The organism is Rhizobium sp. TRM96647, from assembly GCF_025780115.1.
Classification (GTDB): Bacteria; Pseudomonadota; Alphaproteobacteria; order Rhizobiales; family Rhizobiaceae; genus Mycoplana.
The window spans coordinates 167,571-184,149 of sequence record NZ_JAOXHF010000011.1 but is presented as its reverse complement, the minus strand read 5'-3'; the positions used below and the strand labels follow the sequence as shown (position 1 = coordinate 184,149).

General features: G+C 65.8%; 16 protein-coding genes and 1 pseudogene. 5 read left to right on the top strand and 12 right to left on the bottom strand.

Translation table 11 applies throughout. The features are described from left to right. Positions 1-2: 2 nt before the first annotated feature. From OCK02_RS26210 to OCK02_RS19175, 4 genes and pseudogenes are all read left to right on the top strand, one after another. A pseudogene (locus OCK02_RS26210) lies at positions 3-314 on the top strand (helix-turn-helix domain-containing protein); the annotation flags it as partial. 81 nt (positions 315-395) lie between these two features. After that, a complete protein-coding gene (locus OCK02_RS19185) occupies positions 396-530 on the top strand; it encodes a hypothetical protein (RefSeq protein WP_263814420.1) in 135 nt (44 codons plus the stop codon). Between the two features lie 153 nt (positions 531-683). Beyond that, the gene (locus tag OCK02_RS19180; RefSeq protein WP_263814419.1) at positions 684-1,028 is read left to right on the top strand and encodes a hypothetical protein; all 345 of its coding nucleotides are present in this window, start codon (positions 684-686) and stop codon (positions 1,026-1,028) included. 362 nt (positions 1,029-1,390) lie between these two features. Further along, positions 1,391-1,732, top strand: a complete 342-nt coding sequence (locus OCK02_RS19175) for a hypothetical protein (protein WP_263814418.1) — start codon at positions 1,391-1,393, stop codon at positions 1,730-1,732. 58 nt (positions 1,733-1,790) lie between these two features. Here OCK02_RS19175 and OCK02_RS19170 read toward each other — a convergent pair whose 3' ends face one another. The 11 genes from OCK02_RS19170 to pcsA all read right to left on the bottom strand — a co-directional run bounded on the left by OCK02_RS19170 (position 1,791) and on the right by pcsA (position 14,083). After that, complete coding sequence (locus OCK02_RS19170) at positions 1,791-2,549, bottom strand: FadR/GntR family transcriptional regulator (protein ID WP_263814417.1); 759 nt, start codon at positions 2,547-2,549, stop codon at positions 1,791-1,793. A 53-nt stretch (positions 2,550-2,602) separates the two neighbouring features. Further along, a complete protein-coding gene (yjfF, locus tag OCK02_RS19165; protein ID WP_263814416.1) occupies positions 2,603-3,571 on the bottom strand; it encodes a galactofuranose ABC transporter, permease protein YjfF in 969 nt (322 codons plus the stop codon). Next, entirely contained in the window at positions 3,568-4,593 is a 1,026-nt protein-coding gene (locus OCK02_RS19160) for an ABC transporter permease (RefSeq protein WP_263814485.1), read from the bottom strand. The genes yjfF and OCK02_RS19160 overlap by 4 nt, the downstream gene beginning before the upstream one ends. After that, entirely contained in the window at positions 4,590-6,122 is a 1,533-nt protein-coding gene (gene ytfR, locus OCK02_RS19155) for a galactofuranose ABC transporter, ATP-binding protein YtfR (protein ID WP_263814415.1), read from the bottom strand. Before ytfR ends, OCK02_RS19160 begins: the two co-directional genes overlap by 4 nt. A 155-nt stretch (positions 6,123-6,277) precedes the next feature. Continuing rightward, on the bottom strand, positions 6,278-7,240 hold the full coding sequence (gene ytfQ, locus OCK02_RS19150) for a galactofuranose ABC transporter, galactofuranose-binding protein YtfQ (protein ID WP_230803925.1): 963 nt from the start codon (positions 7,238-7,240) through the stop codon (positions 6,278-6,280). A 389-nt stretch (positions 7,241-7,629) separates the two neighbouring features. Further along, a complete protein-coding gene (locus OCK02_RS19145; RefSeq protein ID WP_263814414.1) occupies positions 7,630-8,700 on the bottom strand; it encodes a BMP family ABC transporter substrate-binding protein in 1,071 nt (356 codons plus the stop codon). Between the two features lie 46 nt (positions 8,701-8,746). After that, a complete protein-coding gene (locus OCK02_RS19140) occupies positions 8,747-9,667 on the bottom strand; it encodes an ABC transporter permease (RefSeq protein WP_263814413.1) in 921 nt (306 codons plus the stop codon). Then, positions 9,667-10,764 carry an ABC transporter permease gene (locus OCK02_RS19135; protein ID WP_263814412.1) on the bottom strand — a complete coding sequence of 366 codons (1,098 nt, stop codon included), beginning with the start codon at positions 10,762-10,764 and terminating at the stop codon, positions 9,667-9,669. The genes OCK02_RS19140 and OCK02_RS19135 overlap by 1 nt, the downstream gene beginning before the upstream one ends. Further along, positions 10,754-12,328 (bottom strand): ABC transporter ATP-binding protein, encoded by a 1,575-nt coding sequence (locus tag OCK02_RS19130; protein ID WP_263814411.1) that lies wholly within the window; start codon positions 12,326-12,328, stop codon positions 10,754-10,756. Before OCK02_RS19130 ends, OCK02_RS19135 begins: the two co-directional genes overlap by 11 nt. A gap of 42 nt (positions 12,329-12,370) precedes the next feature. Next, positions 12,371-13,342 carry a quinone oxidoreductase family protein gene (locus OCK02_RS19125; protein WP_263814410.1) on the bottom strand — a complete coding sequence of 324 codons (972 nt, stop codon included), beginning with the start codon at positions 13,340-13,342 and terminating at the stop codon, positions 12,371-12,373. Between the two features lie 15 nt (positions 13,343-13,357). After that, positions 13,358-14,083 (bottom strand): phosphatidylcholine synthase, encoded by a 726-nt coding sequence (gene pcsA, locus OCK02_RS19120; protein ID WP_263814409.1) that lies wholly within the window; start codon positions 14,081-14,083, stop codon positions 13,358-13,360. A 261-nt stretch (positions 14,084-14,344) separates the two neighbouring features. Between pcsA and OCK02_RS19115 the strand changes: the two genes are divergently transcribed. Then, the gene (locus OCK02_RS19115; RefSeq protein WP_263814408.1) at positions 14,345-15,550 is read left to right on the top strand and encodes a UbiH/UbiF family hydroxylase; all 1,206 of its coding nucleotides are present in this window, start codon (positions 14,345-14,347) and stop codon (positions 15,548-15,550) included. On the opposite strand, the gene OCK02_RS19110 is transcribed toward OCK02_RS19115, so the two are convergent. Then, positions 15,518-16,480 carry an AEC family transporter gene (locus OCK02_RS19110; RefSeq protein WP_230803914.1) on the bottom strand — a complete coding sequence of 321 codons (963 nt, stop codon included), beginning with the start codon at positions 16,478-16,480 and terminating at the stop codon, positions 15,518-15,520. The genes OCK02_RS19115 and OCK02_RS19110 overlap by 33 nt on opposite strands. Positions 16,481-16,579: the final 99 nt, after the last annotated feature.

Here is a 16,579-nt window from a genome sequence, read left to right as displayed (position 1 = left end):
GCCAGAGCGGCCAGGCCACCCTGCAGCTCTCCTATCTCGGCGCGATCGGGGCGGACGAGTACCTGTTTCGCCTCAGCGCCGAGAACAGGCTCAGCGACGACGAGATCCTGCGCCAGCATTTTTCGCTGACGCAGCGCGAATCCGAGGTGCTTCTGTGGATCGCCAAGGGCAAGGCCAACCGCGACATCGGCGAGATCCTCGGCCTCAGCGCCCGCACCGTCACCAAGCACCTGGAGCAGATCTACGTGAAGCTCGGCGTCGAGAACCGCGCTTCGGCGGCAGTGAAGGCGGCGCACGTCCTGCACGCGGTCTGAGACGTGGCAGAAACCATAGATTTCGAACCGGTTTCCGACTTCCGCCTACCCATGCTATCCTTCTTGCGGGGAGGAGCTGTGATGGAAAACTTTTTTGCATTGTCTGCCATAGTCCTTGGAACCGCCGTGCTGGGCTTCGTGCTCGCACAGGCGATGCGCCGCCAGCGCGAGCACCAGAGGCCGCACCATCATGACGAGATCACGCCGCCGTTCTGACGGCCGTTCTCCATGCCGAAGACCGCCGGCCGTTGCGACGGGCCTTGCCAACGGCAGGCTTTCGGGACCAACATGTGCGCAGCGGGCCGGCCAATATGAGTGACACATGACCCGGCTACGCTAACGGGCAACCGTTCGAGACCGGGAGACGGCATGGATACGAGCGAAGACCACAAGGGCGAACCGGAAGTGGGCGTCCTGTTCCGCAACGGCAACCTCACCGTGTTCGGGATCGTCCTCTCCTTCTCGCTCGGTTTCCTGAACACCTGGGCCAGCAATCCGAACGAGTGGCAACTGACCGACCTGCCGACGCTCATCCTGATCTCCACCGGCATCGTCTTCCAGGCGCGCGCGCTCTGGCGGCTGCTGCGTCCCAATTCGCTGCAGAAGACGGTGTTCGAGGCCGGCAACCGGCTGTTCGCCGTCGGCCTGCTTTTGACGGCGGTCGGCGTCATCATGTCGATTGCGATCGACCTGGCGCGGATGGCGGTCGACTGATACCAACCTGCACTGATATTGACCGATTGCGCCGGAGCGATTTTGACCTGCGGCCAGGAGAAAACCGCAGTCGGACCTGCGGTCCGGCGAGGATTTTCGACGCCGTCCGTAGGTCAATATCGCCCGGCCCTCCGGGTGGGCCGTCTGTCGGCCACCGGCAGCGTCGCAATCCTCGACCGATGCCAAGGCATCGCTCTGCGGTATGCTCCTTGCCGGATGACCGCAGGCGGTCCCACGCAATCGGTCAATATCAGTGCAGGTTGGTATGACGACCGGAACCAAAGGCTGATGGCGGCGTTGCCCGTCCGATGCCCGCGCCAAGAGCGCTCGACAGTCCACCCACGCTATGAGAAACTCCGGCCATGATCGAAAGCAGCGATATCGAAGTCGAGGACGAGCGCCTCAAGCTGATTGCCGAACTGGCGCAGGCGAAAGGCACCTCATCGGCCGAATTGCTGGCGCGCAGTGCCGCGGGCACGCGATCCTGTCATGAGGCGACGCACACGGCGTCCATCGTCCTCGACCTGGTCGACCAGCACCTTTTGCACCATCCGGCGATCGCCGCCAATCCGGAATGGTTCCGCTACGTCTCGAAGGCGAGCGAGGCGCTGTTCAACCTCTACCAGTCCATGGGCGAGGCACAGCTGGAACATCACGGCGACGGGCTGCGGCCCGAGGAACTGAACGCCAGCAACGACGACTGAACGGGCGCGCATCCGGCGGAACCGGATGGCTGCGGCGCTTCGTCGACAAGCCGCCTTCTCACGGCGACGACGCGCGCCGGCGTTCGTTCAGCGCTTCCACCACACGGTCGCGGCCGACGCGGATGACGTTTTCCATGGCGCGGCGCGCGCCTTCCTCGTCCCGCTTGCGGATCTCCTCGACGATGCGGATATGCGTCGCCGCCACGTCGTCGATCTTGCCGCGGTCGCGGGCCGGCGAACTGAGGCGGAAGACGCCCACCAGCGCTGCCTCGATCAAACTGCCGATGGTGCGGAAGAAGGGGTTGCGCGAGGCGTCGAGCACGCTGAGGTGAAACCGGAGGTCGGCCAGCGCCAGCGTCTCGGCGGTGTGTTCCGGGTCGCCCATCGCCACTGCCAGCCGCATCATGTGGCTGATGTCGGCGTCCGTGGCGAAGCGGGCCGCAAGCACGGCGGCGTGTGGCTCGAAGGCCAGCCGGACTTCGCTGAGGTCGAGCAGGAAGACCTCGTCCACGCCCTTGGCCAGCTGCCAGGTGAGAATGTCGCTGTCGAACAGGTTCCATTGCGAGCGCGGGGTGACGCGGGTGCCGATCCGCGCTCTCGGAACGATCAGCCCCTTGGCCGCGAGCGTCTTCATCGATTCCCGGAGCACCGTCCGGGAGACCTTGAAGCGCGCCGCCAGTTCGGCATCGCCCGGAAGGGTCGCGCCGACCGGAAACTCGCCGGCGACGATCGCGCGTCCGAGCTCGTTGACCACCTGGGCATGACTGGTGCGCGTGTTGGCGCCCGTGATGACGGTTTCGAGAAGTCCCTTGCGCAATCGACCCGTTCCTCCCCCATCCGGCCACTCCCGACCGGTTGCATTCCATCTCGTCACGCCAGCCGCCTGCCACCCTTCGACAGATAGAGAAATCCCTTCTGCATCAGGATGAATCCGAACAGAAGTAGCCCAATCAGGATCTTCGTCCACCAACTTGAGAGCGAACCGTCGAAGGTGATGTAGGTCTGGATCAGCCCCATGATGAGGATACCGATCAGCGTGCCGCCGACGAAGCCGGACCCGCCGGTCAGGAGCGTGCCGCCAATGACCACGGCCGCGATCGCGTCCAGTTCGACGCCGACGGCGGCCAGCGAATAGCCGGCAGAGGTATAGAGGGAGAAGACGATGCCCGAAAGACCGGCCAGGAGCCCGGAAAACGCGTAGATCGCGATCGTCGTGCGCGCCACCGGAACACCCATCAGCCGCGCGGTCTGCGCGCCGCCGCCGAGCGCATAGACATTGGCGCCGAAGCGGGTGCGGTGGGCGATGAGGATGCCGGCGGCGAAGACCAGCAGCATCAGCCCGCCGATCAGCGTGATCCGCCCTCCTCCCGGCAACCGGTAGTAGAACGCCTTCATCGTCGCATAGAACGGATGCTTCACCGGCACCGAATCGATCGACAGGACGAAGGCCATGCCGCGGGCGAGGAACATGCCGGCGAGCGTGACGATGAAGGGCGGCATCTCCAGATGGTGGATGATCGCGCCCATCAGTGCGCCGAACAGCGTGGCGATCCCGAGCGCCAGGACGAAGACGACGAGCGGATGCAGGCCGGTGCTCTCCAGCACCACGGCGATGAAGACGCCGGTAAAGGCGATCACCGCGCCGATCGACAGGTCGATGCCGCCGGAGAGGATGACGAAGGTCATGCCGACGGCGGCGATGCCGAGGAAGGCGTTGTCGGTCAGGAGGTTGCCGATCACCCGTGTCGACAGCATGTTCGGGTACTGCAGGATGCAGAGCGCATAGGCTGCGAGGAAAATCGCGACGGTGGCGGCGAGCGGTACGTAGCGCGGGTTCATTTCGCCTCCTGCTTGACGGATGCCTCGGCGCTGTCGGCCCGGCCGAACAGGGTGGCGAGATCGCGGATCCGCGGCGACTGGATGACGAGGATCAGGACGATGATCGCCGCCTTGATGATGAGATTGAACTCGGGCGGGAAGCCCGACAGCAGGATGCCGGTGTTGATCGACTGGATGATCAGGGCGCCGAGCAGCGAGGCTGCGATGCTGAAGCGACCGCCGAGCAGCGAGTTGCCGCCGACGACGACGGCCAGGATCGCGTCGAGCTCCAGCCAGAGCCCCGCATTATTGGCGTCCGCACCCCTGATGTCGGCGGCGGCGATGATGCCGGCGATCGCCGCGCACAGGCCGCTCAGCACATAGGCCGCAATCAGCAGAACGCCGGTCGATACGCCCGAAAGCGTGCTGGCGCGGCGGTTGATGCCGAGTGCCTCGACCAGCATGCCGAGTGCCGTGCGCCGGACCAGCAGCGTGACCGCGATGCCGAAGACCAGCCAGATGACCACCGGCATCGGCAGGCCGAGGAACGCGCCGCTACCGATGAAGATCAGGCCGGGATCGTTGAAGGTCAGGATCGCGCCCTCGGTAATCAACTGCGCGATGCCCCGGCCGGCGACCATCAGGACGAGCGTGGCGATGATCGGCTGGATGTCGAGGACGGCGACGAGGATGCCGTTCCACAGGCCGCAGAGCAGGCCGACGGAAAGCGCCAGCGCCAGCGTATAGACGAGCGAATGGCCCGACGTGATCGAGGCGGCCGCGACCGCGCCGCAGATCGCCATGACCGCGCCGACGGAGAGGTCGATGCCGCGGGTGGCGATCACGATCGTCATGCCGATCGCCAGCAGCGCCACCGGCGCGCCGCGGTTCAGAACGTCGATAAGGCTACCGTAGACACGGCCGTTCTGGATCTGCAGCTTGAGGAAATCGGGGAAAGCCAGCGAGATCAGCGCCACGACGGCGACGAGGACGGCGAACTGCGGCAGGAGCCGGATCAGGTGGGGCTTCAGCGCACTCATCAGGCGGCCCCCTGCTTTTCGCCGGCGGCGATCGCCTCGACGATGTGCGCAGTGGTCACCGCATCGCCGACCAGCTCGGAGACATGGGCGCGGTCGCGCAGGACGATGACGCGGCGGCTGTAGGCAACGAGCTCGTCGAGCTCGGAAGAAATGACAATCAACGACATGCCCTGTTCGCAAAGGTTCTCGATGAGGCGGATGATTTCCGCGTGCGCGCCGACGTCGATGCCGCGCGTCGGCTCGTCGAGGATGAGAAATTCCGGATTGGTGGCCAGCCAGCGGGCGAGGATCGCCTTCTGCTGGTTGCCGCCGGACAGAAGCCGGATCGGCTTTTCCCGGTCGGTGGTGCGGATGTCCAGCGCCTTGATGTACTGGTCGGCCAGCCGGTCCTGCTCGGCGCGCGGGATCGGCCGCGCCCAGCCGCGCCGGGCCTGCAGGGCGAGAGCAATGTTCTCGCGCACCGACAGGTCGCCGACGATGCCGTCGACCTTGCGGTCCTCGGGGCAGAAGCCAAACCGATGGCGGATGGCGGCGCGCGGCGAGGTGAGCTCGGCCGGCTTGCCGTCGATCTCGGCCGTGCCGCTGTCGGCCTTCTCGGCGCCGAAGAGGATTTCGGCGGTCTCGGTCCGCCCGGAACCGAGCAGGCCGGCAATCCCGACCACCTCGCCCTTCCTGACCTCCAGGTCGAACGGCTCGATATGCCCCTTGCGGCCATAGCCCGCAAAGCGGTAGCGCACGGGACCCTCGGCGGCTTCCGCACGGGCGACGGCCTTGATCTCGTCGCCGAGCTCGCGGCCGAGCATCATGGCGATCAGCTCGCGCCGCGGCAGCGCGGCCGCCTCGCGGGTGCCGACGAGCTGGCCGTTGCGCAGCACGGTGATGCGGTCGCAGATCGCGTAGACCTGCTCGAGGAAATGGGTGATGAAGACGATGCCGAGACCCTGCGCCTTCAGACGGCGGACGATGGAGAACAGCATCTCCACCTCGTGGGCGTCGAGGCTGGCGGTCGGCTCGTCGAGGATCAGCACCTTGCCGGAGAGATCGACGGCGCGGGCGATCGCCACGACCTGCTGCACGGCGACGGAGCAGCTGGAAAGCTCGGCCCTGACGTCGACGTCGAGGTCGTATCCGGCGAGCAGCGCTTCGGCGCGCCGGTTCATTTCGCGCGCATCGACAAGGCCGAAGCGCTTCGGCTGGCGGCCGAGGAAGAGGTTTTCGGCAACCGTCAGGTTCGGCAGGAGGTTCACCTCCTGGTAGACCGTGCCGATGCCGAGACGCTGCGCCTCGAAGGTGTCACGCGGATCGATGTCGGCACCGTCGAGGACGAGGCGGCCGCCGTCGCGGCGATAGGCGCCGGTGATGCACTTGACGAGCGTCGACTTGCCGGCGCCGTTCTCGCCGAGAAGCGCATGCACCTCGCCGCGGGCGAGCTGGAAATTGACCTTGTTCAGGGCCTTGGCGCCGGGAAAGACCTTGTCGATCCCCGTGGCGGAGAGAATGATGTCGTCGCTGCCGAATGTGTTTCCTGGCATTGTCCCTGCCCGAATTGGATGCCGCTCCGTGGCGGCGCGGGGTACAAGGAGGCTCCCTCACCCGCCTGCCGGCACCCTCTCCCCGAAGCGGGGAGAAGGATAAGCGCGAAAAAGCCCCGCATCCGCATTGGCGCGGATGCGGGAGCCGGGAGAGATCAGTAGCCGAGGCCCTTCTTTTCCTCGTAGACCTTCATCGGATCGTCGGCCTGGGTGTAGAGCTTCGATTCCGTCTGGATCCACTTCGGCGGCAGCGTGCCGTCCTTCTGGAAGGCGGCGAGCGCGTCGAAGGCGGGACCTGCCATGTTCGGCGTCAGTTCCACCGTGGCGTTGGCTTCGCCGGCGGCCATGGCCTGGAAGATATCCGGAACGGCGTCGATCGAGACGACGAGGATATCGGTGCCGGGCTTCAGGCCGGCTTCCTTGATCGCCTGGATGGCGCCGACGGCCATGTCGTCGTTGTGGGCGTAGAGCGCGCAGATGTTCTTGCCGCCGTCTTCCGCCTTCAGGAAGCTCTCCATGACTTCCTTGCCCTTGGTGCGGGTGAAGTCGCCGGTCTGGCTGCGGATGATCTTCAGGTTATCATTGCCCGCCAGAGCCTCTTCGAAGCCCTTCTTGCGGTCGATCGCCGGCGAGGAGCCGGTCGTGCCCTGGAGCTCGACGACGTTGCACGGCTTGCCGGCAACCGTGTCCACCAGCCACTTGCCGGCGACGTTGCCCTCGTGGACCAGGTCCGAGGTCACAGCGGTCATGTAGAGGTCTTCGGACGAATCCACCGTGCGGTCGAGGAGGATGACCGGGATCTCGGCGTCCTTGGCCTCGGTCAGGACGTCGTCCCAGCCGGTCGCCACGACCGGGGCGACGAGGATCGCGTCGACGCCCTGGGCGATGAAGGAGCGAAGCGCCTTGATCTGGTTTTCCTGCTTCTGCTGGGCGTCGGCGAATTTCAGGTCGATGCCGCGGCTTTCGGCCTGCTGCTTGGTCAGCGTCGTCTCAGCAGCGCGCCAGCCGGATTCCGAGCCGATCTGCGAGAACCCTACGGTCAGGTCGGCGGCGTGAGCCGAACCGAACATGCAGGCAGCCAGAATCGTGGCACTCGCGAGTGCGGTCTTCAAAGTCATGATATCCTCCCAAAGAAAGCTGCTCCTCAGCAGCCATGCAAGAAAAATCATATTGTATGACTATTGTAAACTCCAAATTCCGGGCGCGCACAAAATTCGCAAAGCACAAAAATTCGCGCCATCATCTTGCGGTGCAACATCCGCCCCTCGCCGACAAAGCGCACGGACTGCCGGATCGTGCTCCACCCGTTCAAGGGATCTGGTGCCGGTCTTCGAAGTGTCAAGGATGGCCGACCTGAAACGCCCGCCGAGGTGGCTAGGTCGCCCGGACCGGCCCGAGGAATAGGGAGCAAGGGCCGGCTTCCTCATGCAAGCAGGCCCCGGAGCGTTTCCGCTGCCGGGGCCTCCGTTTGTCGCCTTTCAGCTCCACCGATCCTAGACGATCGGGCTTACTGCGGCAGCTTGTCGTCGACGCCGGCGATGTAGAAGTTCATGCCGAGCAGCACCTTGTCTTCCGGCTTCTCGCCGTCCGCCAGCCAGTCCGAGCCGTCCTGCTTCTTGATCGGGCCGGTGAAGGGGTGCAGTTCGCCGGAGCGGATCTTGGCCTCGGTGTCCTCTGCCATCTTCTTCACGTCGTCGGGCATGTTGGTGTAGGGCGCCATGGTCAGGATGCCGTCCTTCAAACCGTCCCAGACCTGTTCGGACTTCCAGCTGCCGTCGAGCAACTGCTCGGTGCGCTTGATGTAGTAGGCGCCCCAGGTGTCGACGATCGCCGTCAGCTGGGTTTCCGGGCCGGCCTTGATCATGTCGGAGGCCTGGCCGAAGGCCTTGATGCCGCGTTCGGCCGCGACCTGCATCGGCGCGGTCGTGTCGGTGTGCTGCGTCAGGATGTCGACGCCCTGGTCGATCAGCGCCTTGGCGGCATCGGCTTCCTTGCCCGGGTCGAACCAGGTGTTGGCCCAGATGACCTTGACCTTGAAGTCCGGGTTCACCGACTGGGCGCCATGGACAAAGGCGTTGATGCCCATCACGACTTCCGGAATCGGGAAGGAGGCGATGTAGCCGGCGACGCCCTTCTCGGACATCTTCGCGGCGATCTGGCCCTGGATATAGCGGCCCTCGTAGAAGCGCGAATTGTAGGTGGCGACATTGGCGGCCGACTTGAAGCCGGTGGCGTGCTCGAACTTCACGTCCGGGAACTTCTCGGCGACCTTGATCGTCGCGTCCATGAAGCCGAAGGAGGTGGTGAAGACCAGCGCGCAGCCGGAACGGGCCATGCGCTCGATCGCGCGTTCGGCATCGGGACCTTCCGGCACGCTTTCGAGGAACGGCGTCTCGATCTTGTCGCCGAAATGGTCCTGCAGCGCCTGGCGGCCGATGTCGTGCGCCTGCGTCCAGCCGCCGTCGGTCTTGGAGCCGACATAGATGAAGCAGATCTTGGTCTTGTCCTGGGCGCTGGCGGAGGCTGCGAAGCCGAGCATCGCCGCCGAGGTTGCGAGTGCGAGAAGCAGTTTTTTCATTTTGACCCCTGTAGGTTTGAGACTTGGTTTTCCCGTCGCTTCTTCTTCATCGGTCGGGCACGAACGGCTTTCCGAGCGATGCGGGCGTGTTGATCAACGTCGTGCGCCGATTGTGCGATATCAGGACGAGGACGACAACCGTGGCCGCATAGGGAAGCGCCGACAGGAACTGGGAGGGGATGCCGAGGCCGAGCGCCTGGGCATGCAACTGGCTGATCGAGACAGCCCCGAAGAGATAGCCGCCGGCGAGCACCCGCCACGGGCGCCAGGAGGCGAAGACGACCAGCGCCAGCGCGATCCAGCCGCGGCCGGCCGACATGTTCTCCACCCATTGCGGTGTATAGACGAGCGACAGTTGCGCACCGGCGAGACCAGCGCAGGCACCGCCGAACATCACGGCCAGATAGCGGATGCGGATGACGCCAATGCCGAGCGCATGCGCGGAGGCATGGTTGTCGCCGATGGCGCGGATCTTCAGCCCGGCCCGGCTTTTGAACAGGAACCAGTTCACCCCGATGACCAGCGCGATCGACAGGTAGAAGATGAGGTCCTGCCGGAACAGCAGCGGCCCGACAAAGGGGATGTCCGAGAGCAGCGGGATTGGGATCTGCGGCAGCTTGGTGCCGGACATGCCGACATAGGCCTCGCCGATCTGGCCGGAAATGCCGAGGCCGAGGATGGTGAGCGCCAGGCCGGTCGCCACCTGGTTGGCCACCAGCGTCAGCGTCAGGAAGCCGAACAGGAGCGAGAACAGCGCGCCGCCGCCGATGCCGGCGAGAATGCCGAGATAGGGCGAGCCGGTCGCATGCGTGGCGGCAAAGGCCAGCACCGCGCCCATGATCAGCATGCCCTCGACGCCGAGGTTGAGCACGCCGGCGCGCTCGGTGACGAGTTCGCCGAGCGCTGCCAGCACCAGCGGCGTCGCGGCGGTGATGACGGTCAGCAGGATCGCTTCGACGATGCCCATCATTCGGCTCCCTGCTGCGCTGCCGGCACCGCCCGGCCCGGGAAGACGAGCCTGATCCGGTAGAGGATCAGCGTGTCGCAGGAGAGCACGAAGAAAAGCAGCAGCCCCTGGAAGACGCGCGTCACCTTGTCGGAGACGCTGAGCGTCAGTTGCACCGCCTCGCCGCCGACATAGGTCAGCGCCAGGAACAGGCCGGCGGCAATGATGCCGAGCGGGTTGAGGCGACCGAGGAAGGCGACGATGATGGCGGTGAAGCCGTAGCCCGGCGAGATGACCGGCTGGAGCTTGTTGATGTTGCCGCTGACCTCGGCGATGCCGGCAAGCCCCGCGAGCGCGCCGGACAAGAGCAGCGAGAACCAGATCATCCGGCGCGAGGAGAAGCCGGCGAAGCGCCCTGCCCGCTCCGACTGGCCGAGCACGCTGATCTCGAAGCCCTTCAGCGTATAGCGCATCATGAACCAGACCAGGACGGCGGCGACAATGGCAAAGACAAAGCCGAGATTGGTTCGGCCGGAAGCGAGGATCTCCGGCAGGATGGCTTCGGGGGCGAAATCGCGCGTGACGGGGAAATTGTAGGCTTCCGGGCTGCGCCACGGACCGCGCACCATCCAGTCGAGGAAGAGCTGGGCGATATAGACCAGCATCAGGCTCGACAGGATCTCGTTGGTGTTCATGTTCGCCTTGAGGAAGGCCGGGATCGCCGCATAGAGCGCGCCGCCGATCATGCCGAAGACCAGCATCAGCGGCAGCACCAGCGGCGAATGCCATTCGTGGAAGACGACCGGCACGATCGCACCCGCGATCGCGCCCATGATGAACTGCCCCTCGGCGCCGATGTTCCAGTTGTTGGAGCGATAACAGACCGAGAGGCCCACGCCGATCAGGATCAACGGGGCCGCCTTGATCGCGATCTCGTGCAGCGACCAGACGTCGAGCAGCGGCTCGACGAAGAAGCTGTAGAGGGCGGAAACCGAATCCTTGCCGAGCAGCCAGAACATGATGCCGCCTGCGATCACCGTCAGCACGAGCGCGATGAAGGGCGACAGGATGGCGTAGAGGGCCGAGGCGCGGGGCCGCCTTTCCAGTTCAATGCGCATGCGCGGCCTCCGGCATTCTCGTCTCGCCGTGCATGCCGCCCATCAGAAGGCCGATCTTCTCGCGCGTCAGCTCGCGCGCCGGATAGGCGTCCGACAGCCGCCCCTCGCTGATCACGGCGATCTCGGTCGCCACTTCGAAGATCTCGTCGAGGTCCTGGCTGATGACGAGCACGGCCGAGCCGGATCTGGCCAGATCAACCAGCGCCTGGCGGATGCGGCTCGCCGCCCCCGCGTCGACGCCCCAGGTCGGCTGATTGACGACGAGGACGGAGGGCTGGCGGTCGAGTTCACGGCCGACGATGAATTTCTGCAGGTTGCCACCCGAGAGCGAGCCCGCCGGCGGGTCCTCGCCGCTCTTGCGCACGTCCATCGCCGCGGAAATCCGTTTCGCGGCCATGTGCACGGCCGAAGACTTGATGATGCCGAGCACACCGCCGCCGAGAAACGCCTTGCGGTCGGACTGGCTGCGGGCGAGCACGAGGTTGTCCGACAGCGACATGGCGGGGACGGCGGCGTGGCCGTGGCGCTCCTCGGGCACGAAGCCCGCCCCCATCAGCCGGCGCGCGGTGATGCCGAGGCTGCCGACGGGACGGCTGCGGATCAGCACGGCCTCGCCCTTCGCTATCGGGTATTCGCCGGAGAGCGCGTCGAAGAGTTCGCCCTGGCCGTTGCCGGCGACGCCTGCGATCGCCAGCACCTCGCCGCCATGGACCTTCAGCGACACGTTCTTGAGCGAGACCGCAAAGGGCGTGCGGGCGGCGACGTCCAGGTCGCGCGCCTCCAGCAGCACCTCGCCCTTCGTGTTCGTTCCTTCCGCCGAGACGGCCGCGACATCGCTTCCGACCATCATGCGGGCGAGCGAGGCCGGCGTCTCCCGGCGCGGGTCGCAGGCGCCGGTGACCTTGCCGTGGCGCAGCACGGTGGCGCGGTCGCAGATGCGCTGCACCTCCTCCAGCCGGTGGCTGATATAGAGGACGGAGCGGCCCTCGCCCTTGAGCTTGGCCAGCGTCTCGAACAGGCGGTCGGCCTCCTGCGGCGTCAGCACCGAGGTCGGCTCGTCGAGGATAATCAGTTGCGGATCCTGCAGCAGCGCGCGGACGATCTCGATGCGCTGCCGCTCGCCGACCGAAAGATCGGCGACATGCGCCTTCGGATCGAGCGGCAGGCCGTAAGCATGCGACAGGCGGGCCGCCTCTTCGGCAACCCTGGCAAGCGAGATGCCCGGCGGCAGCGACAGGGCGATGTTCTCGGCCACCGTCAGCGCCTCGAACAGCGAGAAATGCTGGAAGACCATGCCGATGCCGAGCCTGCGGGCAGCCCCCGGGCTTGCGATCGAGACCGGCGCGCCCTGCCAGAGGATCTCGCCGGCCGTGGGCGCCAGAACGCCGAACAGCATCTTCACCAGCGTCGACTTACCGGCGCCGTTTTCGCCGAGAAGCGCGTGGATCTCCCCCGGCCGGATGTCGAGATCGATGCCGTTGCAGGCGGCAAAAGTGCCGAAAAGCTTCGTCAGGTTGCGCACAGCCAGCAACGGGCTGCTTGCGGACGCTCCAGCAACTGACACTATGCCCCTCTCCTCTCGCGGCCCTTTTCGCGACGTCGCCCTTCAGGGAATGAGCAACGTCGCTCCGCTTGTTTTTCTGGTTTCCAGATCCGTGTGCGCGCGCCCCGCCTCAGCCAACGGATAGGTCTGGTTGATATTGATACGCACTTTGTTGCTGCGCACAACATCAAACAGCGAGTTTGCACACGCATCGAGTTCAGGCCGCGTGGCGATGTACCGGAACAGCGTCGGGCGCGTCGCATAGAGCGAGCCCTTCTGTGCCAGAAGGCCGAGGTTGAAGGCGTCGACCGGGCCGGAGGAATTGCCGAAGGAGACGAACATGCCGCGCATCTTCAGGCAGTCCAGCGACTTCGGGAAGGTGTCCTTGCCGACGGAATCGTAGACGACGTCACACTTCTTGCCGCCGGTCAGTTCCAGCACGCGGGCGACGAAGTCCTCCTTCGTGTAGTCGATGACGTGGTCGTAGCCGTGCGCCAGCGCCAGCTCGATCTTCTCCTTCGACCCCGCCGTACCGATGACGGTGGCGCCCAGCGCCTTGGCCCACTGGCCGGCGATCAGGCCGACGCCGCCGGCCGCCGCGTGGAAGAGGATCGTCATGCCGGGCTTGACCGGAAAGGTCTGCAGCAGCAGGTACTGCGCCGTCATGCCCTTCAGCATCATCGCCGCCGCCGTCTCCAGCGAGATCCCGTCCGGCACCTTGACCAGATGGGCCGTGTCGATATTGCGCTCGGCCGCGTAGGCCCCTTCCCCCGCGGCATAGGCGACGCGGTCGCCGACGGCAAAGTCCGACACCCCGTCGCCAAGCGCCGTCACCGTGCCTGCGCCCTCCTTGCCGGGAATGAAGGGAAGTTCCGTCTTGTAGAGGCCGGTGCGGAAATAGACGTCGATGAAATTCAGCCCGACGGCCGCCTGCTTGATGCGGACCTCGCCGGGCCCGGGCGGCGAAAGCTCGACCTCCTCGACTTTCAGAACCTCGGGGCCGCCGAGCGACCGGACGACGATTGCCTGTGTCATTTCATTCCTCCCGGATCAATGCTTGCCGAGGCGCGGGAACATCTGAAGGATCGCGCCGATGAGATAGAGATAGAGGCCGGTGCCGACCACGCCCAGCACCACCCATTGCGGCGTCTCGAAATGCAGAAGCAGCGCATAGCCGCCGAGCGCGGACCAGGCGAAGAAGACGATCAGGTTGAGCGTCCGCAGCCGCTCGACGCGCACCGGATGCAGGAAGTTGATCGGCATGAAGGTCAGGAGTACCGAGACGAACACGACGATCGAGGCCGTCACCTCGCTCGCCTTGATCACGAACAGGGTAAAGACCACCATGTTCCAGACGACGGGAAAACCGGAGAAGAAGTACTCGTCCGTTTTCATGCCCATGTCGGCGTAATAGATCGCACTCGACACGACGATGGCGCCGGCGGCGACGAAGGACCAGGGCTCGCCGATCATGCCGCTCTGGTAGAGCGCGAATGCCGGCAGGAGCACGTAAGTGACGTAGTCGATGACGTTGTCGAGGGTATCTCCCGACCAGTTCGGCAGCACTTCCTTCACCCGCACCTTGCGCGCGATCGGGCCGTCGATGCCGTCGACGAGCAAGGCGAGCCCCAGCCACCAGAACATGTCGACGAAACGGTGCTCGGCTGCGGCGACGACGCCGAGGAAGGCCAGGAACGAACCCGACGCCGTCAGGATGTGGACGGAAAAGGCACGGATCTCCGCATAGGGAACGCGCTTGTAATTGAAGAACTTCATCGCTTGCCCTTGTCTTCTCCCAAGCGCCCCGGCCACCGCGCCGCATGGCAAGACCCGCCGTCATCGCAGGATTTGCCCGGTAATATGCACCGATTGGCTGCCGCTTCCAGCGGAAATCCGGCACTTCGCCCCTCATGGCGGCCGATGCGGCGCCGCCGCGGCATTGGAACCCATGGATTTTGGCCGGTTCCGGGCGTAGTTTGCGGTTTCAGCCCCGCAGGCATTTCTGTGGGAAAGCATGAACGGAAAGCAAGACGTCGCATGGAAGCCTTTGATATCGCTATCGTCGGGGCCGGGCTCGCCGGCAATATCGCAGCCCTCGCCCTTGCCGATTCGGGCAAGCGGGTGGCGCTCGTGGCACCGGCGGGCCGCAGCACCGACGGTCGCACGACGGCGCTGATGGCGCAGTCGATGGACTTCATCCGCAATCTCGGGCTGTTCGAGGAGATCGCCGCCGTCGCAGCTCCGCTGGAGACGATGCGCATCCTCGACGGAACCGGACGGCTCTTCCGCGCGCCGCCGGTCAGCTTCCGGTCCAGCGAGGTCGGCCTGCCCGCCTTTGGCTACAACATCCCGAATGCGCCCTTCCTGACCGAACTGGAGACGCGGATTTCCGCCCATCAGGCGATCACCCGCCTCGAGGCGAAGCTCGAACGGCTCGTCCTCACCGAGAGCGCCGTCGAACTGCACCTTTCCCACCAGCGCTCGATCGTCGCCGGGCTGGTCGCCGGCGCCGATGGCCGGCAGTCCGAGGTGCGGCGCCAGAGCGGCATTGCGGTGCGCGCCTGGACCTATCCGCAGACCGCGCTGGTCCTGAATTTCGCCCACGACCTGCCACATGCGAACACCTCGACCGAGTTCCATACCGAGCACGGGCCGTTCACGCAGGTGCCGCTGCCGGGCCGCCGCTCGAGCCTCGTCTGGGTGCTCTCTCCCCGGGAGGCGGAGGCCACCCGTAGCCTGGCGCTCGAAGCACTCGGCCGCGCGGTCGAGGAGCGCATGCAGTCGCTGCTGGGCAGGGTCACCGTCGAGGCCGCGCCGCAGGCCTTCCCTCTTTCCGGCATGCAGGCGGAGCGCTTCGGCAAGGGGCGCGTGGTGCTGCTCGGCGAGGCCGCGCACGCCTTCCCGCCGATCGGCGCCCAGGGCCTCAATCTCAGCCTGCGCGACGTGATGGCGCTGCGCGACCTGCTGGCCGATCCCTCCCGGCCGGCCGCCACGATTGGCGAGGCCTTCGACCGCAGCCGCCGCGCCGACATCCAGAGCCGCACCATGAGCGTCGACCTGCTCAACCGTTCGCTGCTTTCCGGCTTTCTGCCGGTGCAGATCCTGCGGACGGCCGGGCTGCACATGCTCTCCGCCATCGGGCCGCTGCGCAGCGTGGTCATGCGCGAAGGCGTCGAGCCGGGCGGGTCGTGGAAGGCCGTCCGCGATACCTTAAGGGAACGGGTCTCCCGGAAGCAGGCCTGACTTGATCGCATAGAGCAGGAGCGTGACGGTCGCGACCGAGAGCACGGTGGTGATCAGGATCGTCGCAGACGCGCGCTCGGGCCAGACGCCGTATTGCTGGCCGATGACGAAGACGTTCGTCGCCGTCGGCAGTGCTGCGAGCAGGACTGCCGTCTGCACCCAGACCGGATCGAAATTGCCTGCGGCTCCCAGCAGCAGATACATCGTCAGCGGCAGCAGCAGGAGCTTTGCCGGCACGATGTAGCCGATCTCGGCCGGCACGCGCTTCAGCGGCCGCAGCGCCAGCGTCACGCCCATGGCAAACAGCGCGCAGGGCGCCGCCGCCTGCGCCAGATAATCGATCAGCCGCTGCGCCGGCGCCGGCGCCTCGAAATGCCAGAAGGCTGCGAGGAAGCCCACCGCCGTGGACAGGATGAATGGGTGGGTGACGATGCGGCGGACCACATCCCTGACGATCGCCGGCGTCCCCCGCCGGTCGCCGCCGGAAAACGACATCAGCGCCGGCGCGACCATGAAATGCAGCATGTTCTCGAAGCAGAAGACCAGCGCCACCGGCACCGCCGCCGGCTCGCCGAAGGCCAGCAGCGCCAGCCCGGGCCCCATGAAGCCGATATTGCCATAGGCGGCGGCCAGGCCGTGCATGGTCGCCTCGGCGACGCGGGCGCGCCGGAACGCGATGCCGATGGCAAAGATCAGGCCGAAGACGAGGTAGGTGGCGCTGACATTGGCGAGGATGAAGTCGACGCGCGTCAGCTGCTCGATCGGCGTCCGTGAGATGATCTTGAAGAACAGCGCCGGCAGGGCGATGTAGATGATGAAGGTGTTGAGCCAGCCGAGCGCCTCGGCCGGCTGGCGCGTGATCTTCGCGGCAACATAGCCCAGCAGGATCATGCCGAAGAACGGCAGGACCAGTCCCATAATTTCTGCCATGCCGTCCGCCGATACCCGTGCTTCGAATTGCCTTCGAATGCCTCTAGCGCAAGTCGGCGCCGACCGGAACCGCCGGTTGGAAAGAAACAGGCCCGCTCA